We start from the raw sequence: 19,568 nt of genomic DNA, 5'->3' as shown, positions 1-19,568 counted from the left end.
CCTCTTCGATTGCTGGAGGATTCCCCTTTGATGATTTAAAACCTGTAATAACAATTTCAGGCCTTTTTGCCGGTTCTCCATTTTTGTGTCGGGTTTATAAATAATGCGCAGTGACACAGGTTTTCATAGAAATCCTTAAATAGGAGCCTAAACAGTATTCTATTCATAAATCAAAGGAAAAAAAGTGAGGGTTTCCGTAGAACATAATTGTGTGGAAAGACGGCTACGTGCACGCTTCAAAGACTTTCCACGCTCGTTTCCGTAGAACATAATTGTGTGGAAAGAAACGGGTTCGACGGGGGAGACTGACTTGGACATAAGTTTCCGTAGAACATAATTGTGTGGAAAGACGTAACCGAGGGCCACTTCACCCTTCGCCGTTTCGAGGTTTCCGTAGAACATAATTGTGTGGAAAGCGCTGGACTGGGCGTGGCGAGATAGCATCCAGCACGGGGACAGTTTCCGTAGAACATAATTGTGTGGAAAGTGGCTCTTTGCTATGGCTATTTTTTGCATTGGGGGTAATGTTTCCGTAGAACATAATTGTGTGGAAAGTAGTTTCTGAACACTGGGGCTTTGCTCGTTCTACGGGTTTCCGTAGAACATAATTGTGTGGAAAGACTCTATAATTTCCAAACCAAAATTCTTCCTTACCCACTCGTTTCCGTAGAACATAATTGTGTGGAAAGGACCACCTCCGGTTTTGGGAAAGATTTTGCAATTATAAGAGTTTCCGTAGAACATAATTGTGTGGAAAGACGATTTCAGCAATCAGGAGAAGGTGGTGAAAGTGGGTTTCCGTAGAACATAATTGTGTGGAAAGCAACTCAAACGCCCTAATCACGATGTTTGCACTCTATCACGTTTCCGTAGAACATAATTGTGTGGAAAGCCCCTTGTGAAAAACCCAAAGGGGGTGTAATGTAATGTTTCCGTAGAACATAATTGTGTGGAAAGGCGGCGTGGAATAACCGGGGAAAGTTCCAAAATAATGGTTTCCGTAGAACATAATTGTGTGGAAAGTTCTTATGGAGGCCCTCGGAGTAGGAGAGGCCTCTTCGTTTCCGTAGAACATAATTGTGTGGAAAGCAAATAAGCATTTTGCCACGAAAATCCAACCTATTAATGGGTTTCCGTAGAACATAATTGTGTGGAAAGAGGACATCTTCGAGAGGGAGGGTCTTATCCTTTACAGTTTCCGTAGAACATAATTGTGTGGAAAGTGGCTATCGTGAAGACGAACTCGCAAGCGATGGCCAAGTTTCCGTAGAACATAATTGTGTGGAAAGGAGAAGGCGGCGTCAAGCTGGCCGGTTGTTGCAGAGGATGTTTCCGTAGAACATAATTGTGTGGAAAGTCCAGATTTTCGCCTGCTTGTTCGTACTGTCCCAGGTTTCCGTAGAACATAATTGTGTGGAAAGACACTACCAAAGAGTACCTGAGTGTAAAAAAAGACCCGTTTCCGTAGAACATAATTGTGTGGAAAGATGCCGCCGCCACGTCGGTAACTTCCTGCTCATCAAAGTTTCCGTAGAACATAATTGTGTGGAAAGACGGGTTTGTTTCCCGGTTCATCAATGCCGCGGTAGCAGTTTCCGTAGAACATAATTGTGTGGAAAGCGGGCACAGGGTGGTAAATTGTTATTGTCACTGTCTGCCCGTTTCCGTAGAACATAATTGTGTGGAAAGACAGTCCCTGTGGGAGCAGGTCATCATTGATCCACGTTTCCGTAGAACATAATTGTGTGGAAAGTCAACGCGGTTATGAGCGAGTCGGTGCCTCCCTTCTTCTCCCCGTTTCCGTAGAACATAATTGTGTGGAAAGTGGGGTTCCGTTGCTTGTTCTTCCCTATCCCGTAACGAGTTTCCGTAGAACATAATTGTGTGGAAAGGCGGGGCAAGAAGCCCCCGCCGAGATACACATAAAGCTGTTTCCGTAGAACATAATTGTGTGGAAAGCAACCTTGGTTCACTAACTCCAGCGTCCATAGAAGTCTGTTTCCGTAGAACATAATTGTGTGGAAAGAGCATAACGCAATGTGGGTGCTGACGAAGCGGAAGCGTTTCCGTAGAACATAATTGTGTGGAAAGATGGGGTCACGCTCCGAAGTAGGCCCCTGCCAGCGTGTTTCCGTAGAACATAATTGTGTGGAAAGGGAATGGTATCAACGACCTCGCCAACCGCGAAGTCGGGTTTCCGTAGAACATAATTGTGTGGAAAGAGGGCATTCCGGGGAAAGCTAAAGCCGCGGCGATGGTTTCCGTAGAACATTGTTGTGTGGAAAGAAAACTCCTGAAATTCCTCTTGTGTTCGTTTCTGTCCCCACGTTTCCGTAGAACATAGTTGTGTGGAAAGGTGTACACCATAAAGTACCGGTTCACTTTTGCCGAGTCTCCGTAGAGCATAATTGCGTAGAACGAGGGGGAAGTGGGGGACGGAACGTCCCCCCGTTTCCGTAGAACGTAGTCGTGCGGTGATGTTATGAAACGGCCCGTATACATAACCCAGATGGGGGTGCTTGAGAGGAGGGGAAACACCCTTTTCCTTGAAAACGAGAATGAGAAAAAGGCGATACCCATAAACTCGACCAGCGAAATCCACTGCTTTAAACCGGTCAGTCTAACCAGTGGGGCCATGAAACTCCTCTCGGAGAAAAACGTGCCTGTGCACTTTTACAACAAGTACGGCTACTACAGGGGCTCATACATGCCGGTTGAAGGGCAGACGAGCGGGACCGTCGTTATAAAGCAGGCCGAACATTATCTTGACCCCCAAAAGAGGCTCTACGTGGCAGGGCAGTTCATAGAGGGCATAAAGGCCTCAATGGTGGCCTTCCTCAAATCCCAGAGGGCGAACTACACAAGCATCATGGAAATGGAAGTGGGGGGAACAACACCGGCAGAGCTCATGGGAGTTGAGAGCCAGCTCTGGAAGGAGTTCTACGGGATATACGCAACTCTTCTGAATCACTTCGAGTTCAGCGAGAGGAACCGTAGACCTCCGCGGGACGAGGTGAACGCCCTGATAAGCCTCGGAAACTCTATCCTGTACACGGTCACCCTCTCGGAAATTCGCAAGACTTATCTCCATCCAGCAGTCAGTTTTCTCCACGAGCCCCTCGAGAGGCGCTATTCACTGGCCCTCGATATAGCAGACATCTTCAAGCCCATAACCGTCTTCAGAGTTATCCTAAGACTCGTGAACAGGCGGCAGATAAAGGAGGAGCACTTTGAAAGGGACATCGGCGTGATGCTCAACAGAGAAGGCCTCAAAACGTTCCTGAGCGAGCTGAACGGGGAGCTGGGTAAGAAGGTTCTTCATCCAAGGCTCAAGAGGAAGACCTCGGTGCGCTATATAATCCGGCTTGAGGGCTACTCCCTTGTCAGGCACTTCTTAGGAGATGGAAAGTACAAATCCCTGCGGGCGTGGTGGTGATGTACGTCATCGTGGTCTACGATGTGGATGTCAAGCGCGTTGCAAAGGTGCACCGCTTCCTAAGAACCCACCTCCACTGGCGCCAGAACAGTGTTTTTGAAGGGGAAGTCAGCAGAGCACAGCTTTATGAAATAAAAAGGACACTCAAGAGCCTCATCGGCGAGGAAGACTCCGTGCTGATTTACGAGCTTCCGAACGACAGGTTCAATCTTCATGTCATCGGAGTGGACAAAAGTCCGGTGGGGGATGTAATTTGAGGATAACGGGTGTTATGATTCAGTACTACTTCACGTGCAAGAGAGAGTTGTGGTTCTTCTCAAGGGGGCTCCAGTTTGACTTTGAAAACGAGGACATGCTGATTGGTAGGGTTATCCACCGCGAATCCTATGAGAGAGAATGGAAGGAGGTCATGCTCGGAGACGCCAAACTCGACGTCGTCATCAAACGAGGAGGAGTCGAGGTCGTTGAGGTCAAAAAGAGCTCAAAGTTGGAAGAGCCCGCCCTGTGGCAGCTGAAGTACTACCTTTACCTCCTAAAGAAGGCAGGCACCAATGCGAAGGGCATAATCGCGTATCCTGCGGAAGGCAAGCGAGAGGAGGTAGTTATTTCCGATGAGGACATTGCCATCCTGGAGAGGGCTATTAAGGATATCAAAAGAGTTATATCCCTTGAGCGCCCTCCAAAAGCTGAGAGGAAACCATACTGCAAAAAATGCGCATACAGGGATTTTTGCTGGGTGTAAGATATGGATTGGGAAGAACTGATAGAACTCATGAAGAGGAAGAAAGCGAAGCCGGATAGGAGCCTCTACGAGCACTCCAATGGGGTGAAGACAACGGCCTCAAGGCTTCTTCAGCGGATACCCCACGATGAAAGGCTGGATAGCTGCCTGGTTATGCACGCTTTCCTCCACGACGTCGGGAAGCTCGATGACAGATTCCAGGCAAAGCTGAACGGCAAACTGAAACGGGCTCCACCCCACGCCTACCTCGGCTTAGAATTAGCCAGCCACTTTCTGAATTGCGAGGAACCATACAGGACAATAGCCCTGGTTTCGATACTCACCCACCACTCGGACCTTCACGAGGGGCTGTATCAGAATGAGATGACGAAGAAAGAAAGTTTGGTTGTTGATGGGGAAGTCATCTCAGAACCCTCAGACTTCGTGTGGGGGCTTAGGGAGAGTGTCATCGGCGGGGATTTGGAATATGATTATAACATCGACCCCATTAAGCTGAGGGCATTGTACACCCTCTTCAACGGCCTTCTGAGGGTTTCCGACTGGCTGGATAGCGCGGGGCTTTCCGCGGATTCATACCACCTCAATGACAGGAGTGCGGTTCGGGAGAGTGTGATAAATTACCTGTCACATAGGGGGTTCTCCCTCAGGCCATACCAGTCTGCCGTTCTTGGGAGGGGTGGTGGATATTTCAGACTCCCGACAGGAGACGGAAAGACGGAAACGAGCCTTCTGGCCACGCCCGAGGGCGCCACCAAGGTCATCTATTCCCTCCCGACGATAACCACCACCGAGGCCATGAGAAGGCGCTTTGAGGCCACTTTTGGGAGCGACACTGTGTCCTTCGCCCATAGCATGCTCTTCCTAAGTCTCTACCGCAGAGGGGCGCTCGATGAGAAGTTGTTCCACCGCTACGCCATGAGGCCCATCTTTGTATCAACTGTTGATCAAATCCTGCTGGCGTTTTTGAACTATCCGCGCTTTCCGGTGAGAGAGTTTTCCCTCAGGGGTGCCTACTGGATAATTGATGAGATTCATGCTTACACACCTTTCACGCTTTCGCTTATACTGGACGCCATCGAATACGTCAGGAAGTACCTTGGAACTCAAGTGGCGGTTATGTCCGCCACACTTCCAACTCCCCTCGCGGAGGAGCTTAAAAAGCGGGGGCTAAAACCGCTCCTCCCCTTCGAGACCATCGCGGACAGATACCGCTCCAGAAAGAGAGTGGAGGTAAACGTAGAAGGAGAACCCCTAAAGAACGCGGTGGAAGACATCAAAAAAGAGAGAGGGAAAGTTCTGGTCGTTGCAAACACCGTAACGAGGGCCAGAAAACTCTACGAGGAGCTTAGGGATGAGCTCGGGGAAGATAAAGTATACCTCTTCCACTCCCGTTTCATCAACGAGGACAAGGAGGAAAAGATGAAGCTGGTGGAAAGAATAGAAAGCGGAGTCCTCGTTGCCACCCAGGTGGTTGAGGTTTCACTGGACATAGATTACGATGTGATGTACACGGAGGCCGCGCCTATTGACGCCCTTATTCAGCGCTTTGGAAGGGTGAACAGGAGGGGAAGGAAGAAAGGAAGGGTTCATATCTTCAAGCCAGAGGGGAAGCGGAGGCACCTGCCCTACGACAAAGATGCATTCAACACAAGCTTAGGCCTCATAGGAGAACTGTCAGGTATTACGAGCGAACTTGACCTCTTGAAGATCAACGACGAGTTCTACTTCAACATCTGGGAAAAATACGAGAGGGGGCTTGAGGAGCACCCCCTGCTCAGGACTCTGAAAACTCTGACGCGCTGGAAGGGAAGTGAAGGCTGGCTGACCACAAGGGACACCTTTGTGAGCCTGCCTGCGGTTCCACGGCCGTTCTTGGATAAAGCAGCGGAATTAGCCTCCGGATGGGAAAACTTGAGTGAAAGGGAGCGCCTAGAGGCGACGGTCTATGTCATAGAGCATAGCCTCAACGTCCCGATCTGGGTGCTGAACGAGGCCAAAGTCTACAATGAGGATCTCTACAACAGGTTCGGTGTCTTTGGAATTGATATAGACTATGACAGTGAGGTTGGGATAATTGAAGGGAAGAAAGAGCTGATTTTTTAGACCAACTTCCTTTTCTTAACCCCAATGGAGGCTATGTTCAAATCTGGTTTGTCTCCTCACGCTGAAATAGCCCCTGGTAGAGGCCGAGGTACTGTTTGATGAAGGCAAGGCCAAAGAGGCCAAGGGCAAGATAACGATCCCACGTATATATCCTTAGGATATAACCGGGAACATCCTGGGGTTCATCTTGATACTTGTTGGTCTTCTGACGTGCGGGTGGCTCACTGCCATTCTTCTCATTCCGTTTTATATTTACAACCCCAAAATCTCGAAAAATTTTTATAGTGCCCACTTCCAATACAACACCATGAGGAGATTAATCCCGTTCCTATTGGTGGTTTTACTAACCTCTACCTTGGCCTCAGCCAGCAACGTTACCGTCTCGTTCCATGCTCCACCCGGATACACACTCAACGACGCAACAGTTCATTACAATGCCTCCTGCAACGGTTGGCTGGTGGGAGTTTTCAAGGATGATATCTCAATCCAGAGCTTTGCCATTCATATCAACCGGAGAGGGGAGTTCAGGCTTACCGACTACATATTCCCCGGTGGGAGGAACCCCGAGCTCTACCTCAACGCGAGTTGCCCGATAAACGTCTCCGTCAGTCCGGAATATCAGCCGAACATGTTCCCTGATACAATCAAGGGGGAGTACCGGAGGTACCTGCTCACAAAGGTCGGGTTTGAGAACCTTGGAAACGGCACCTTCAGGATAAACGTCCCATGGAAGCTCGTGGCCATCTACCTTGAGAGCAATACCATATATGAAAATGGGACGTACGTCCCAAAACTTCCACTGAGCGTTGATGTGTCATGGGAAGGGAAAGAGGTCAATAGAACTCCAGCTCCGCCAGAGTACTGGGTTGACCTCAGCGACGAAAAACCATCCGGGGAAGTCCTCGTAAAATTGAGCGGGGAGCGGGCGAAGTTCATAACTGGGGTCTATGGGTACGTCCTCATTCCGTATCAGTCATATTATCCAGCGGAGGATGGGTTTCCCTTTATAATCCCCCGGCATAAGGGCTGCCAGATGGGGATTTCCTCCTATTATGAAGATGTTAAAGTCGAAGGCGAGTTCTTCTGGAGGGGAAACGATTTCACCCTTCTGAAGTTCGTCACGTCACACGGGGAGACTAAAGAGCTGTATGTCAAAGGGGGACGTGTATGCTACGGGAAATGGCCCAGGAGAAAGTGCGGTAAGGTCTCACTTCCAAAGGGAGCATTGAAACTCACGGTGGGATTCAACGGGAGGTATCTATGGGTCTGGAGCGATGGAAAGGATTATTTTGAAACAAAGCTTGACTCGTTAGGTATTGCCCCGATAGAGTTCCTTGATGGAATCCCAGACAAAAACATCTATGCAGTCAATGTTTATGCCACGAAGGGCGTCCCAGAAGAAGAGGGCAATCCATGGGATAAAGCATCGTTGGTACTAAGCATTATTGCGGTTATAACCTCACTGGCTGCCCTCGTGATATCGAGAAAAAAAGGACTGAGAGTTTAGATACAGAGCCCAGCAATTTAAGAGAGGGAATAACAAGTCGAAAATCTAAAAGTAAAAAGTTCCAAACTCACTCCTCAAGCCACAGCTCAAGCCTCTGTTTACCCTTTCCAAGGCTGGACCGCTTGAGCTTCTTGAGGTGCCCTATCTCCCTTATGTCCTTCACGTGCGTTCCTCCACAGGGAATCGGCTCGAAGTCCCTTATCTGGGTCAGCCTTGTCTCTCCTTCCCACCATATCTTCATTTCGCCGCCTTCGTCAACGTAGCGGTTGAAGAGCTCGATTATCTTCCCCTTGTACTGGTTGACGTTCTCCGGGTACTCTATGTCGTAGCGGCCCTTCTCGGCACTCATACCGCTTCCGTAGGGCTTCCACTTGCCTTTTCCAAGAACTTCGTTGAGCACGTGGTCAAGCAGATGCATCGCGCTGTGAATCCTCATGAGCTTGTAGCGGTAGTCCCAGTCGATTCTAAGCTCGACCTCGTCCCCAACCTTGAACTTCTCGGGCTCAGCAACAACGTGCCAGACGTTCCCTTCCTCGTCCTTGTAGACGTCAAGGACTTCAACGCCGTTTATCGTGCCCCTGTCATGGGGCTGGCCGCCGCCGGTGGGGTAGAACACCGTCTGGTCGAGGAGGAGGGCGTTGTCCTTACTCTCCAAAACCTTCGCCTTGGCCTCCCTCATGTAGGCATCCTCGTAGTAGAGCTTCCTTGTGGCCATCATAATCACCACAAGAAAATAAGTGCCGCCATTTAAATGAGTATCGAAAAGGTGGGGAGAAGAAAAGGAAGGAAAACGAAAGCCTTTCACTTCTTCTTTCTCAGGAGGAGTGGTATGATGGCAAGGCCGACGATGGCCGCCGGACCGCAAATGCTCGTTCCCTTCCTGCTGCTTGAAGACGGAGTAGTACTCGACTGTGGGGTGCTGCTCGGGCCGGTACTGGATGTGGTAGTCGTGGTGGTCTGGGTTGTGCTGGAGCTTGAGCTTGTAGTGCTGCTTGAGGAGGAACTGGTGGTAGTGGTTGCAGGGGCGAAGTTTATCTCCTTGGTGGCCTCTGCGGTGTTGTTGTAGAAGTCGACGGCGATGACCTTGATCTCGTAGTCGGACTGGTTAAGGGCTGGGAACTGGAAGACGTAGTATTTGTTGTCCTCCTTACCACTGGTCGGCTCTGCCGGGAACTTTGAGACATTGCCGTATGAGACCTCCTTTCTAGTGGCCTTGTCGTAGACGACCGCGTACATGTCCCTTATTCCAATGTTGTCCGTGGCAGAGAGGTAGAGCTTGAAGGGCCTTCCTGGCCTGGGCCTACTCGGGGAGGTGTAGGCTATCCTGAGAATGGGCTTCTCTGAATCCGCGCCATTGGAGGCGACTATCTGCCAGGTTCCAACGGGTATGGTCACGTTGAGGAGCAGGTAGTGCTTGTCCCCGATGGTTCTCTCGCCGAGGACTGTGTATGTGACCTTGAGTGCGGTACCGTCCTCACCATTGTGCCTGAAGACGATGAACCTATGTGGGACTGGCAGGGAGGTGAAGTTGCCGAAGACCGTTCCAAAGGCCTCCATGACGGGCTTCATCTCGATGGTTCCGTTGGCGTAGATGGTAATCAGGTTGCTGCCGTACCAGGTGAAATCGTTTCATAGAAGTATCTGGGACCGATGAGCTTCTGGAAAACGACGGGCGGGTCATCGTGGTTCTCCTTTATGTTCACAACGAGCCTGCCCGCGGCGGAGGTTCTATCCATTATGTCGAGCATGACCTTGTATCCGGCGTAGTCACCGGCGGTGTCAACGTCATCACCGGTGTTTACTGTTAGAGTCGCATTGGGGTTCATTGCCCAGTAGGTGTAGGCGCTGTCGGCGGCGGTGGCACTGTGAAGAGGTATCGGGTTGGAGCACATCTCATCGAGCTTGAAGATATCCCTCTGGAAGTAGTTTCCACAGACGTATCCGATTTTGGCACCGCTGGTTATGTGGGTATCACTGACCTGGGCGATGTTAAGAACGTCGGGGAACTTCTTGAAGACGTAGATGCCGTTGGGATTATGGTCCGGTTGCTGGAGGTGTTCACGATGAGGGAGTAGCCGTCAGGAACGATATCGTCCGGGACTTTGGCCGTTATAGTTCCGTTTTCATTCCCAAGAACCTGGCGGGTATACAGGCCGTAGAGGACTGAGATTATCTCAAGGCCCACGATTTGAACGCCGCTCTTGGGAATCAGCGTTATTGTAGAGCCCGGCGTAGTTATAGCCGGGGCTCTCGGAGCCGGCTGGGTTAAGACGCACTGTAGGTGTAGTTCGGCGCCGCTGAAGCTCCTAGGAAAGACAAAACGCTGAAGAGCGCTCCCGGCAGCAGAAAAACGACTACAAAGGAAAGCCCTCTCTCCATTGGAATCACCGAAGGTAGTCCAGCCTCCATGATATAAGCTTTCCGTTCGGAGTTAGGAGCTCATCCCCTCTCGTAGAGGCCAACTATCTCGCCCCAGGTTATAACGTGGCCTTCCATAGCCTTCTCCAGCTCCTTCCTCGATGACCCAGGCTTGAGGTGGAGCTCTGTGTCCAGGGCGTAGACCTTAAAGTGATAGTGATGGATGCCGTGTCCCCTCGGGGGACATGGGCCGTTGTAGCCGATCTTGCCGAAGTTGTTCCTCCCCTGAACGATGTGTATCGGCTCATCGGTCTCGGTCTTCTTTGGTATCCATGAGAGGATTTCGCCCACGGGTGGGATGTTCCAGGCTATCCAGTGGGTGAAGGTTCCAGCGGGCGCATCGGGGTCATCGACGATAATCACGAGGCTCTTTGCCTCAGGCGGGATGTTGCCGATGTAGATCGGCGGGTTTGTATCATCGCCTTCGCAGGCGTACTCCTTCGGTATGAACTCCCCCTCGTGGAAGGCGGAGCCTACTTCAAGGGTTTTCTCCATCTTCTCACCCCCTCCGGAGAGACATCCGGAAGCAACTCCCTCATGGTTTTAGTTACGTCATTGGGAGTAAAAAGGTTTTTGGGAAGAAATGCCTAAATTCCCCCGGTGATAATATGGAGCTGGCCGGAAAAGTTGCCCTCGTTACAGGAGCCTCAAGGGGGATTGGGAGGGCCATAGCCGTGGCCCTCGCGAAGAAGGGGGCAAAGGTGGCCATAAACTACGCCCACGACGAAGAGGGGGCAAGGGAGACTGAGAGGCTCTGCAGGGAGGCCGGGGCAGAGGCCATGATTGTGAAGGCCGACGTTAGGAACAGGAAAGAAGTAAGGGCGATGGTGGGGAAGGTCGTTGAACGCTTCGGCGGAGTAGACATCCTCATAAACAATGCTGGAATACTCGGAAAGGCTCTGAAGCCAATGGATGTTACCGATGAAGATTGGGACGCAGTCCTCGGGGTTAACCTCAAGGGTGCCTTCATTGTCACGCAGGAAGTGCTCAGGTACATGAAGAAAGGCAAGATAGTGAACATAGCCTCTATAGCGGGCAAGGATGGAGGAACGGTCGGGCCTCACTACGCGGCCTCGAAGGGAGGCCTTATAGCCCTGACCTTTAACCTCGCGAGACACCTGGCGCCGGACATACTTGTCAACGCCGTCGCCCCCGGTCCGGTGGATACTGGACTGATAAGCCCCAAGATAAAGGAGAAGCTCAGGAAGCTCTCCATTACCGGGGAGATAGCGAAGCCCGAGGAGATAGCCCACGCAGTGATATTTCTCCTTGAAAACGACCACATAACGGGTGAGGTCGTGGACGTCAACGGCGGCAGGCTGATGGACTGAGGAAACGTTTTAACCTTCCCTTCCTACCCTTTTCTGTGGGCAAGATGATGGTGCTGTGGGAGAAAGAAATTCCAGCGGAGAAGATAACCGTCTCACCGAGGCCGGTTTGGAAGTGCAGGGCCTGTCCAATGTACGGGAAGAGGCCGGGCTGTCCTCCCTATGCCCCGGACTGGAAGGAAGCCAAGGAGTGGGTTAAATCTTTCAAAAAGGCCCTTCTTGTAAAGTTTGAGATTGATACGAAGGACTTCGAGGCCGAGAAGAGGAAGGTTCTCCTGTGGCTTCTGAAAAAGGAAGCCGAACTTTTCAAGGAAGGAAAGCTCTACGCAATGGCACTCTTTCCAGGCAACTGCAACCTTTGCGACGATTGCCCGTTCGAGAGGGGAAAACCCTGTAGAATGCCAGAGAAAGTTAGGCCGAGCATAGATGCGGTTGGAATAGAGATAAGCTCGCTCGTTGAGATGGACTTCTCTGAAAGCGTCCTCTACGGGATGGTGATGGTCGAATGAGCGTCCATATAGCCCTGCTCGGGAGAACTCCCTGGGCGCTAGTGAACACCTACTACGCCTCACTCATGAGGGGCGAGAGACCAAAGGAAGTCTATATCATAACCGAGAGAAGGTACTCACACAACCTGCCGAAGATAACCAAGGCGATAAAGACGATATCTGAGGTATATGGATTTTCTCCCAAGGTAAAAACCCTCGTCATATCAGATGACGACTTCAAAGAGGCCGACAGGGTTCTCAGAAGCCTCTTCTCCGAGCTTGGGGAAAAGGATGGAGATATAATCCTCAACATGACTTCCGGGAGGAAGGCGTTGGTGACTGCCGCGATAATTCACAGCAGGGAGTCGAACGTGAGAGAAATCCTCTACATGGCCCTCCTAGATGTCCAGTTCCCGAATAGACCCTACATAATGCTTCCTAAGCACATGCAGGTGCTCAAGAACTTCCTGGGGGAGGAGAATGATGAGTGAGGTCATTATTGAGAAGCCCGAGCTCCAGATACTCATCAACCTCCTCCAAGAGAAGGGAGAACTCCGCGTTTCTTTCCCCATATACGATGCACTTCTCTTCACGGCTAGGCCCTCCGAGGGAGGCTACACCGTCCAGGTCAAGGCCGAGAAGAGGGACTTCCGAGTGAGGCATCCCGAGCTGCCCTCCTACTCCGACTTCTACGAGGCCTTCATCTCGTCAGGCATAATAGTCTACGACAACATAGAGGGCTTTGAGAGGATGCTTGAGCTCTACAGGGTTCTCAAAAAGGGCGTCGTTTTTGCTCCTGACACCAACGTATTCTACCACCGCTTCATCTCAAACTACCGCCTCCTCGACGGATACCAGATAGTCGTCGCCGAGGATGTGAAAAACGAGATAGAGGGGGCCATGAACTACAAGTACCGCTCAAACTACCTCCACGAGATAATGGAGACCGTTAGGAATGGCCATCTCCTCAGAGAGCTTAGCAACAGGAGGATTAAGAAGTCGAGGAAAGCCGCTTACATAGCCCTCAAGGAGTTCGAGGCGCTGAAGAATAGGTTGATTATCGTTGAACGCTATGGTGAAGGCCACAACAATGATGAACTCATCGTTAAGACCCTCAAGCACTACGACGAGATGAGCCCAACCCTAGTTGTTTTCCTGACCGCTGATCTGGCAGTAACGGACGTCGCCAGAATGGAGGGACTGGAATACTTCTACTTTGAGTACCCAACAGCCAAACTGGACAACCATGAAGTATCTGCCTACCAGCTCAGGACTCTCATCTTCAACCTCGCCGCCGTCTTCGGCCTTATCGAGGTGAACGGGACGTTGGTTTACGGCGAGTTTGGGGGAAAGAATAGGCTCAATGAGCTAAAGCTAGTCTTTGAGGATAAGGAGATTGAGAAAGAATTCCTCTTCCATCTCGACCTCTGCAGGAAGCTGGAAAAGATAATGGGAGATTAAGAAATGTCCTATAGCTCAACAAGCCTTTGAACCCTCATTATGACTTCCTCCGCACTCCTTCCAAAGACCAGTATCATCGGCTCCTTTCCCCAGTCACCGAGGTGATAGATCACGTCGGGCCGCTCTCCAAGCCCCTCCACGGCGCGCTCGATACCCCACTCCATAGTGCCCCTCTCGGCCCTCTTTACTTCCTCGGGCTCTTCTCTCCTGTCGTAGAAGGAAACCTTGAGTCCAAGCTTTTCTGCCCTCTCGACGAGCTCTTTCGAATACCGGATATTGATGACAGCCCTGACCTCCGGGTAGAACTCCTTCATCTTGAGGAGGGCACGTCTCAGGTGGTCGCTGGCGTTGAGCTCAACCGGGCCTACCGGCTTCACAGTCTTGCCGTAGCGGACTATCCTGCCCTTAACAGCGAAGACCTCACCGAAGTCCGTTGCTAGGGCGAAGTTCGTACCGACCTCAGGAACGTGGGAGTTCAGGAGTCCACCCATTTTCACAACCCTATCAACGGCCTCCTCAAGCTCTTCCTTAGCCCTCCACCTCTGGGAGTCCCTTTGAAGCTCCCAGAGCGGGTTAACGGCTTTTGCCCCAGTATTCGAGAACTCTATTGCTCCCTCAACGAAGCGCTTGACCCTCTCAACCGCCTCTGGAAGCTTAAGCCCCTTGGCAATGAAAGTTGCTAAGGCAGAGGAGAATGCACAGCCAGTCCCGTGGGTGAAGCCTTCAACGTACTCTCCGGGGAACTCGAAGATTTCTCCGTTCCAGTAGAGGATATCGGTAAGGTTTAGGTGCCCGCCCTTGACGATCGCTGCCTCGGCACCCATCTCTTCCGCGAGAATCTTAGCAGCCTTTTTTATGTCTTCCACTGAAGTTATTTTCAGGCCCGTTAAAATCTCCGCCTCAGGGACGTTGGGTGTGACTATCGAGCCGGGAATGAGCTTTTCTTTAAGTTCCCTCACATCTTCGGAACTCAAAAACCGGAAGCCCGAGGAGGAAGCCATAACCGGGTCGAGGACTCTAATGAGACCTTCCGTCTCTTCTGCCACAAGATCTATAGCGCCACCGTGGAGGAGGCCTATTTTGACGGCCCTGATTTCAAAGGCATCCCTAACGGCCCTTATCTGCTCCCCGATGGCCCCTGGCGGAACTGAAAAGATACCCCTAACTTCCTCTGGGTTCTGGTAGGGTATCGCGGAAACCACGGGGAGCGGGTGCTCGCCAAGGGCTGAGACCGTCTCAATATCGGCCTTTAATCCTGCTCCACCGCCAGTGTCGAGGCCCGCTATGATGAGCACTGCCATCTCCATCACTTTCCGAGCTTCTGAAGGATTTCAAGTGCCGCCTTCCTTCCGCTCAGGAGCATGCCACCGAATATCGGGCCCATCCTGGGAGCTCCGGCCAGGGCGTTCGCCGCCATTCCCGTTGCGTAGAGGCCTGGGAAGACCTCTTTCGTGTGCTCGACGGTAAGCTCCTCGCCCTTCTCGGCCCACATCGGACCCTCTCCAGGGATAGATTTTATCAGCCCGCGCTTGAGAAGGTGTTGGCTTATCTGCGCCCCATGGCCCGTTGAATCCACCACGAACTTCGCCTCGACCGTGAGCGGGTCAACATGGAGGCCGGTCATCATAACCGGAGTCCAGTTTATCACCAACCCTGAAACCCTGTCATCTTTGACAACGAGGTCCTCCACTTCAATCATGTTGAATATCCTCACTCCAGCTTTCACTGCCTTGCTAGCGAGCGTCGAGGCGAGTTCTACCGCGTCGAGAACGTAGAGTCCGTTTCCAGCTGACCTGTAACCAACTCCAAATTCGTCGAGGATTTCTCTCGCGCTCTCCTGAACGATGACACGGTTGAAGCCCATAGCTCCTCCCCAGATCCCGCCCCCGATGGAGAGCTTTTTCTCGAAGATGGCCACCTTCGCGCCGCCCTTGGCGAGGTAATATCCAGCAACCATTCCGGAGGGGCCGGCGCCGACTACGGCAACGTCGAGTTGGAGGTTATCAAGGATGTCGTTGGAGTAGGCCTCAACTATTGCCCTGCTTATCTCTATCTCCCTCATGACTACCACCTAAAACCTTTTAAACCGCGTTCAAAACTAAGTTTTTGGATTTAAAAACTTTATTATGAAGGGATTATAAAACCGGGTGATTGGTATGACACAGATTGAGGAAGCCAGGAAGGGCGTCATAACTGAGGAAATGAAGTTTGTGGCCGAGAGAGAAGGAATAGACGCCGAAAAACTGAGGAGGAACGTTGCCAGGGGTTACACCGTCATCTTCCGCAACGTCCGCCACGACTGGGTTAAGCCGGTTGCCGTTGGCGCGGGCGTCAGGGTCAAGGTGAACGCGAACATAGGTACCTCAAGGGACATTGTTGACGTTAAGGCCGAAATAGAAAAAGCCAAGGTCGCCGTGAAGTACGGCGCCGACACGATAATGGACCTCTCAACCGGCGGAGACCTCGACGAGACAAGGAAGACCATAATGCACGCCGTGGACGTTCCCATCGGTACTGTTCCAATCTACCAGGCCGCGGAGGAAATGCTGGCAAAGGGCAAAGCCATCATAGAGATGACCGAGGAGGACATGTGGGGAGCAGTCGAGAAGCACTTCAAGGACGGCGTAGACTACACGACCATCCACGTCGGCGTCACTAAAGAGGTCGTTGAGAAGATGAAGAGGGCGAAGAGAACCGTCGGAATGGTCTCGCGCGGCGGGACGTTTCTGGCGGCCTGGATACTTCACTGGGGCGAGGAAAACCCATTCTACAAGGACTACGACTACCTTCTTGAGCTCGCCAGGGAGTATGATGTGGTTTTGAGCCTCGGCGACGGGCTGAGGCCCGGCGGTCTGCCCGACGCCGGCGATGAGCTTCAGATTGCCGAGCTCTACACCCTCGGGAGGCTCGTCAGGCGCGCAAGAGAAGCTGGAGTCCAAACCATGGTCGAGGGGCCGGGCCACGTCCCCATAGACCAGATAGCGGCCCAGGTGAAGCTGGCCAAGGTTGCAACGGACAACGCACCCTTCTATGTCCTCGGGCCGGTGGTTACCGACATCTTCCCCGGCTACGACCACATAACGGCCGCAATAGGCGGGGCAATAGCGGCCCTTAACGGGGCTGACTTCCTCTGCTACGTGACTCCCGCCGAGCACCTCGGCCTTCCCGATGTGGAGCACGTGAGGCAGGGCGTGATAGCGGCGAAGATAGCGGCCCACGCGGTCAACCTGACCCGCTTCGAGGCCGACTTTAGGAAGGACTACCTCATGGCCCTCGCAAGAGGGAAGTTAAAATGGGCAAAACAGTTCGAGCTTTCGATGGACAAGGAGCGCTTCATCGAGATAAGGAAGGAGAGGCCAACGAAGACGGAGGCCTGCTCGATGTGCGGCGACCTCTGCGCAATAAAGCTCATCAACGACATGCTCGCGGGTGAGCGGGAGTGAGGCGGATCTACCGCGGAAAGACCAAGGACGTTTACGAGGATGGGCCCTATCTCGTCTTCCATTTCAAGGACTCAATACTCGGCGAGGACGGAAGGGAAGACACCGGCGGCAACGAGGTCATAGGTGAGCGGAGGGGTAAGGGAAGCGCTGTTTTAGATGAGACGGAGTTCTTCTTCCGCCTTCTTGAGAGGAACGGGATAAGGACCCACTTCGTTGAGCGGATTGACAAGAGGAGGGCGCGCTTCCTGAAGGCGGAGAAAATCCCGCTTGAGGTCATCTACCGCGAATTAGCTTACGGGAGCTTCCTGAGGCGTTACAATGGCTGGGTAAAGGAGCTGACGCCACTCGGGATAGTGGAGTTCACGCTTAAGGACGATGCCCTGAAGGACCCGCTGATAACTGAAGAGGCTATAGTGAGGCTCGGAATAGCGAGCGAAGGGGAAGTCATGGAGATGAAGGAGAAAACCCGGATAGTCGCCGAGATTCTAAGGGAGTTCTTCTGTTCAAAAGGCCTTCAGCTTGTTGATTTCAAGCTGGAGTTCGGCCGGAGAAACGGCAAGCTTATCGTCATAGACGAGCTGAGCGGCGACACGATGCGGATTATGAGGGATGGAAAGCTCCTGAGTCAGGAGAAGCTTAGGGAGGTGATAGTGTGATAGTTTCCACGATAGCTTCCCACTCCTCGCTCCAGATACTCCTCGGGGCAAAGAAGGAGGGTCTTAGGACAAGGCTCTACGTGAATCCAAAGAGGGAGCCATTCTACTCCTCCCTCCCAATCGTTGATGAGCTCCTGGTTACCGAGGACATGAGCACCATCCTGAACGACAACGGTATAGCTGTCCCGCACGGCTCGTTCGTTGCCTACCTCGGGCTTAAGGCGATAGAAAGGGCCAGAGCCAAGTTCTTCGGAAACAGACGCTTCCTCAAGTGGGAGACTACCTTCGAACTCCAGGATAAGGCCCTCGATAAGGCTGGAATTCCTAGGGTTGAGGTGGTCGAGCCTGAGGACGTTAAGCCGGACGAGCTCTACTTCGTCAGGATTGAAGGGCCGAGGGGAGGGAGCGGCCACTTTATTGCAAGGGGCAGTGAACTTGAGGATAAACTTTCAAAGCTTAAAGAGCCTTACAGGGTCGAGCGCTTTATCCCCGGCGTTTACCTTTACGTCCACTTCTTCTACTCGCCGATCATGGGGAGGCTTGAACTAATCGGCGTTGATGAGAGAGTTCTTATAGCGGACGGCAATGCCCGCTGGCCGGTAAGGCCGCTTCCGTACACGATAGCCGGCAACAGGGCAGTGGTTCTCAGAGAGTCGCTTCTTCCACAGCTACATGACTATGGGCTGGCCTTCGTCGAGGCGATGAGAAAGCTCGAACCTCCAGGGATAATCGGCCCCTTTGCGCTCCACTTCGCCTACGACGGCTCTTTCAGGGCGATAGGCATCGCATCGCGCATAGACGGGGGGAGCAACGCCGACCACTGGTACTCTGAGCTCTACTGGGGTGAGAGGCTCAGCATGGGGCAGAGGATAGCGAGGGAGCTCAGGCTTGCCGAGGAGGAAGACAGGCTTGGGGAGGTGGTAACGTGAGGTATGTGGGGAGAACCCTCGGGATAGGACTGAACAAAGGAAAGCCCTTCGCATTCTATCTCCTCTGCTCCCGCTCCTTCCCGAACAGGAGGGCGGTGGTAAAGGGGAACGCGGTTTACATAATCAACCAGACCGAGACGGAGAACCCGTACGTGAGCTATCCCGTCGTGAGGCTGAGGAAGGATTACGCGGTTGTCACCAACGGCCTCCACACGGACTTTATAGCTCAGGCCCTCGAGTGGGAGAAGCCAAGGAAGGCCCTCGTCCACGTCTTAGATGCGCTCGACTACGAGAGGGACGACTACAACACTCCAAGGATAGCGGGGATAATTAAGCGCGGGGAAAAAAGGGGCTGGCTCGGCTTCGTCGGAAGGGATAAGCTCTGGGTCAGGGAGCTTAAGCTCGGGGAAGGGAGGGCTTTCCTGACGGCTACTTACAATGTTGATGGCTTCGAAAGTGTTGAAGTGGACTTTTCCAACCAGGAAGAGCTCGTTGAAAAGGTCATGGGGCTTCCCTTCGAGCACAAGGTGCTCGCTATTGGGATAGTTGAAAATGAGAAAGGGTGGGGTCTTTCCTTCACTCCTTCCCTCTAAGTTTTTTCATCAAATTTGCCATCTCCAGCGCGGCCATCGCGTACTCGAATCCCTTGTTGCTCTTAATTCCTGCCCTGTTGAAGCCCTGGAGCTCGTCCTCGACGGTTATCACGCCGAAGATGACAGGAACGCCGCTCTGAAGGGAAACGCTGGCGACTCCCTTGGCGACTTCATTGGCAACGAGGTCGAAGTGCTTCGTTTCTCCCCTAACAACCGCGCCAAGGGCGAGAACCGCGTCGTACTTCCCGCTCTCGGCGAGTTTTTTGGCAACCAGCGGTATCTCAAAGCTTCCCGGAACCTTAACGACGTCAACTCCCTCAACGCCATGCCTCTCAAAGCAGTCGAGGGCACCGCTGAGGATCTCGTTGGTCAGAAGGTCGTTGAAACGGGCAACGACGACTCCAATCTTTACGCCTTCGCTCTTAAATTCGCCCTCAATTACGCGGACTTCCATGCTCCCCACC

General features: G+C 52.4%; 23 protein-coding genes and 1 CRISPR repeat array. Of the genes, 14 read left to right on the top strand and 9 right to left on the bottom strand.

Going from position 1 to position 19,568, the window contains the following annotated elements; translation table 11 throughout:
* Positions 1-190: 190 nt before the first annotated feature.
* Positions 191-2,420: direct repeats of the CRISPR family, unit length 29 nt; unit sequence GTTTCCGTAGAACATAATTGTGTGGAAAG.
* A 62-nt stretch (positions 2,421-2,482) separates the two neighbouring features.
* From cas1b to cas3, 4 genes are read left to right on the top strand one after another with little or no spacing between them, the layout of a single operon-like run.
* Complete coding sequence (cas1b, locus tag E3E29_RS01025) at positions 2,483-3,436, top strand: type I-B CRISPR-associated endonuclease Cas1b (protein ID WP_167909119.1); 954 nt, start codon at positions 2,483-2,485, stop codon at positions 3,434-3,436.
* Positions 3,436-3,693 (top strand): CRISPR-associated endonuclease Cas2, encoded by a 258-nt coding sequence (gene cas2, locus E3E29_RS01020; RefSeq protein ID WP_167909118.1) that lies wholly within the window; start codon positions 3,436-3,438, stop codon positions 3,691-3,693. Before cas1b ends, cas2 begins: the two co-directional genes overlap by 1 nt.
* Positions 3,690-4,178: a CRISPR-associated protein Cas4 gene (cas4, locus tag E3E29_RS01015; RefSeq protein ID WP_167909117.1), complete on the top strand. Its 489-nt coding sequence runs from the start codon at positions 3,690-3,692 to the stop codon at positions 4,176-4,178. The genes cas2 and cas4 overlap by 4 nt, the downstream gene beginning before the upstream one ends.
* Positions 4,179-4,181: 3 nt before the next feature.
* Positions 4,182-6,281 (top strand): CRISPR-associated helicase Cas3', encoded by a 2,100-nt coding sequence (gene cas3, locus E3E29_RS01010; RefSeq protein WP_167909116.1) that lies wholly within the window; start codon positions 4,182-4,184, stop codon positions 6,279-6,281.
* A 37-nt stretch (positions 6,282-6,318) separates the two neighbouring features.
* Here cas3 and E3E29_RS01005 read toward each other — a convergent pair whose 3' ends face one another.
* A complete protein-coding gene (locus E3E29_RS01005) occupies positions 6,319-6,573 on the bottom strand; it encodes a hypothetical protein (protein WP_167909115.1) in 255 nt (84 codons plus the stop codon).
* A 15-nt stretch (positions 6,574-6,588) separates the two neighbouring features.
* Here E3E29_RS01005 and E3E29_RS01000 point away from each other — a divergent pair, with 15 nt between their 5' ends.
* Positions 6,589-7,788 (top strand): hypothetical protein, encoded by a 1,200-nt coding sequence (locus tag E3E29_RS01000; protein WP_167909114.1) that lies wholly within the window; start codon positions 6,589-6,591, stop codon positions 7,786-7,788.
* A 67-nt stretch (positions 7,789-7,855) separates the two neighbouring features.
* On the opposite strand, the gene E3E29_RS00995 is transcribed toward E3E29_RS01000, so the two are convergent.
* The 3 genes from E3E29_RS00995 to E3E29_RS11690 all read right to left on the bottom strand — a co-directional run bounded on the left by E3E29_RS00995 (position 7,856) and on the right by E3E29_RS11690 (position 9,680).
* Entirely contained in the window at positions 7,856-8,503 is a 648-nt protein-coding gene (locus tag E3E29_RS00995; RefSeq protein ID WP_167909765.1) for an alanyl-tRNA editing protein, read from the bottom strand.
* Positions 8,504-8,589: 86 nt separating this feature from the next.
* The gene (locus tag E3E29_RS11695; RefSeq protein WP_240922719.1) at positions 8,590-9,357 is read right to left on the bottom strand and encodes a CGP-CTERM sorting domain-containing protein; all 768 of its coding nucleotides are present in this window, start codon (positions 9,355-9,357) and stop codon (positions 8,590-8,592) included.
* Positions 9,358-9,386: 29 nt separating this feature from the next.
* Positions 9,387-9,680 carry a hypothetical protein gene (locus tag E3E29_RS11690; protein ID WP_240922718.1) on the bottom strand — a complete coding sequence of 98 codons (294 nt, stop codon included), beginning with the start codon at positions 9,678-9,680 and terminating at the stop codon, positions 9,387-9,389.
* Between E3E29_RS11690 and E3E29_RS11685 the strand changes: the two genes are divergently transcribed.
* Complete coding sequence (locus tag E3E29_RS11685) at positions 9,654-9,863, top strand: hypothetical protein (RefSeq protein WP_240922717.1); 210 nt, start codon at positions 9,654-9,656, stop codon at positions 9,861-9,863. The genes E3E29_RS11690 and E3E29_RS11685 overlap by 27 nt on opposite strands.
* Positions 9,864-10,053: 190 nt before the next feature.
* Here the strand turns inward: E3E29_RS11685 and E3E29_RS11945 are convergent, their stop codons facing one another.
* Positions 10,054-10,176, bottom strand: a complete 123-nt coding sequence (locus E3E29_RS11945; protein ID WP_277346680.1) for a hypothetical protein — start codon at positions 10,174-10,176, stop codon at positions 10,054-10,056.
* A gap of 51 nt (positions 10,177-10,227) precedes the next feature.
* Complete coding sequence (locus E3E29_RS00985; protein WP_167909113.1) at positions 10,228-10,701, bottom strand: YbhB/YbcL family Raf kinase inhibitor-like protein; 474 nt, start codon at positions 10,699-10,701, stop codon at positions 10,228-10,230.
* 113 nt (positions 10,702-10,814) lie between these two features.
* On the opposite strand from E3E29_RS00985, the gene E3E29_RS00980 reads away from it, so the two are divergent.
* From E3E29_RS00980 to E3E29_RS00965, 4 genes are read left to right on the top strand one after another with little or no spacing between them, the layout of a single operon-like run.
* On the top strand, positions 10,815-11,537 hold the full coding sequence (locus E3E29_RS00980; protein WP_167909112.1) for an SDR family NAD(P)-dependent oxidoreductase: 723 nt from the start codon (positions 10,815-10,817) through the stop codon (positions 11,535-11,537).
* A 44-nt stretch (positions 11,538-11,581) separates the two neighbouring features.
* Positions 11,582-12,043, top strand: coding sequence for a DUF2284 domain-containing protein (locus E3E29_RS00975; protein WP_167909764.1), 462 nt, complete (start codon positions 11,582-11,584; stop codon positions 12,041-12,043).
* Positions 12,040-12,513 (top strand): hypothetical protein, encoded by a 474-nt coding sequence (locus tag E3E29_RS00970; protein WP_167909111.1) that lies wholly within the window; start codon positions 12,040-12,042, stop codon positions 12,511-12,513. Before E3E29_RS00975 ends, E3E29_RS00970 begins: the two co-directional genes overlap by 4 nt.
* Complete coding sequence (locus E3E29_RS00965) at positions 12,503-13,483, top strand: PIN domain-containing protein (RefSeq protein WP_167909110.1); 981 nt, start codon at positions 12,503-12,505, stop codon at positions 13,481-13,483. Before E3E29_RS00970 ends, E3E29_RS00965 begins: the two co-directional genes overlap by 11 nt.
* Positions 13,484-13,491: 8 nt before the next feature.
* Here the strand turns inward: E3E29_RS00965 and thiD are convergent, their stop codons facing one another.
* Both thiD and E3E29_RS00955 read right to left on the bottom strand, forming a co-directional pair.
* On the bottom strand, positions 13,492-14,790 hold the full coding sequence (thiD, locus tag E3E29_RS00960) for a bifunctional hydroxymethylpyrimidine kinase/phosphomethylpyrimidine kinase (protein WP_240922716.1): 1,299 nt from the start codon (positions 14,788-14,790) through the stop codon (positions 13,492-13,494).
* The gene (locus E3E29_RS00955; protein ID WP_167909762.1) at positions 14,790-15,545 is read right to left on the bottom strand and encodes a sulfide-dependent adenosine diphosphate thiazole synthase; all 756 of its coding nucleotides are present in this window, start codon (positions 15,543-15,545) and stop codon (positions 14,790-14,792) included. Before E3E29_RS00955 ends, thiD begins: the two co-directional genes overlap by 1 nt.
* A gap of 94 nt (positions 15,546-15,639) precedes the next feature.
* On the opposite strand from E3E29_RS00955, the gene thiC reads away from it, so the two are divergent.
* Genes thiC through E3E29_RS00935 form a run of 4 tightly spaced genes read left to right on the top strand, consistent with a single transcriptional unit; the run spans position 15,640 to position 19,104 of the window.
* A complete protein-coding gene (gene thiC / locus E3E29_RS00950) occupies positions 15,640-16,926 on the top strand; it encodes a phosphomethylpyrimidine synthase ThiC (protein WP_167909761.1) in 1,287 nt (428 codons plus the stop codon).
* The gene (locus tag E3E29_RS00945; protein ID WP_167909109.1) at positions 16,923-17,582 is read left to right on the top strand and encodes a phosphoribosylaminoimidazolesuccinocarboxamide synthase; all 660 of its coding nucleotides are present in this window, start codon (positions 16,923-16,925) and stop codon (positions 17,580-17,582) included. The genes thiC and E3E29_RS00945 overlap by 4 nt, the downstream gene beginning before the upstream one ends.
* Positions 17,579-18,511, top strand: coding sequence for a formate--phosphoribosylaminoimidazolecarboxamide ligase (locus tag E3E29_RS00940; RefSeq protein ID WP_167909108.1), 933 nt, complete (start codon positions 17,579-17,581; stop codon positions 18,509-18,511). The genes E3E29_RS00945 and E3E29_RS00940 overlap by 4 nt, the downstream gene beginning before the upstream one ends.
* Positions 18,508-19,104 carry an IMP cyclohydrolase gene (locus tag E3E29_RS00935; RefSeq protein WP_167909107.1) on the top strand — a complete coding sequence of 199 codons (597 nt, stop codon included), beginning with the start codon at positions 18,508-18,510 and terminating at the stop codon, positions 19,102-19,104. The genes E3E29_RS00940 and E3E29_RS00935 overlap by 4 nt, the downstream gene beginning before the upstream one ends.
* Here the strand turns inward: E3E29_RS00935 and ribH are convergent.
* Entirely contained in the window at positions 19,088-19,558 is a 471-nt protein-coding gene (gene ribH, locus E3E29_RS00930; protein WP_167909106.1) for a 6,7-dimethyl-8-ribityllumazine synthase, read from the bottom strand. The genes E3E29_RS00935 and ribH overlap by 17 nt on opposite strands.
* Positions 19,559-19,568 lie beyond the last annotated feature (10 nt).

Source organism: Thermococcus sp. Bubb.Bath, from assembly GCF_012027595.1.
Classification (GTDB): domain Archaea; phylum Methanobacteriota_B; class Thermococci; order Thermococcales; family Thermococcaceae; genus Thermococcus.
Note: the sequence above shows the minus strand (reverse complement) of the source record. Positions and strands in the feature narration are given on the sequence as shown.

Bases quoted from the DNA above. Each gene is read 5' to 3' on its own strand.
- cas1b (WP_167909119.1), top strand. From the start codon at position 2,483: ATGAAACGGCCCGTATACATAACCCAGATGGGGGTGCTTGAGAGGAGG.
- E3E29_RS00965 (WP_167909110.1), top strand. From the start codon at position 12,503: ATGATGAGTGAGGTCATTATTGAGAAGCCCGAGCTCCAGATACTCATC.
- E3E29_RS00955 (WP_167909762.1), bottom strand. From the start codon at position 15,545: ATGAGGGAGATAGAGATAAGCAGGGCAATAGTTGAGGCCTACTCCAAC.
- E3E29_RS11695 (WP_240922719.1), bottom strand. From the start codon at position 9,357: ATGAAGCCCGTCATGGAGGCCTTTGGAACGGTCTTCGGCAACTTCACC.
- E3E29_RS00980 (WP_167909112.1), top strand. From the start codon at position 10,815: ATGGAGCTGGCCGGAAAAGTTGCCCTCGTTACAGGAGCCTCAAGGGGG.
- E3E29_RS00985 (WP_167909113.1), bottom strand. From the start codon at position 10,701: ATGGAGAAAACCCTTGAAGTAGGCTCCGCCTTCCACGAGGGGGAGTTC.
- E3E29_RS00975 (WP_167909764.1), top strand. From the start codon at position 11,582: ATGATGGTGCTGTGGGAGAAAGAAATTCCAGCGGAGAAGATAACCGTC.
- E3E29_RS11690 (WP_240922718.1), bottom strand. From the start codon at position 9,680: ATGTGCTCCAACCCGATACCTCTTCACAGTGCCACCGCCGCCGACAGC.
- ribH (WP_167909106.1), bottom strand. From the start codon at position 19,558: ATGGAAGTCCGCGTAATTGAGGGCGAATTTAAGAGCGAAGGCGTAAAG.
- E3E29_RS00970 (WP_167909111.1), top strand. From the start codon at position 12,040: ATGAGCGTCCATATAGCCCTGCTCGGGAGAACTCCCTGGGCGCTAGTG.
- E3E29_RS01000 (WP_167909114.1), top strand. From the start codon at position 6,589: ATGAGGAGATTAATCCCGTTCCTATTGGTGGTTTTACTAACCTCTACC.
- E3E29_RS00995 (WP_167909765.1), bottom strand. From the start codon at position 8,503: ATGGCCACAAGGAAGCTCTACTACGAGGATGCCTACATGAGGGAGGCC.
- thiD (WP_240922716.1), bottom strand. From the start codon at position 14,790: ATGGAGATGGCAGTGCTCATCATAGCGGGCCTCGACACTGGCGGTGGA.
- thiC (WP_167909761.1), top strand. From the start codon at position 15,640: ATGACACAGATTGAGGAAGCCAGGAAGGGCGTCATAACTGAGGAAATG.
- cas3 (WP_167909116.1), top strand. From the start codon at position 4,182: ATGGATTGGGAAGAACTGATAGAACTCATGAAGAGGAAGAAAGCGAAG.
- cas2 (WP_167909118.1), top strand. From the start codon at position 3,436: ATGTACGTCATCGTGGTCTACGATGTGGATGTCAAGCGCGTTGCAAAG.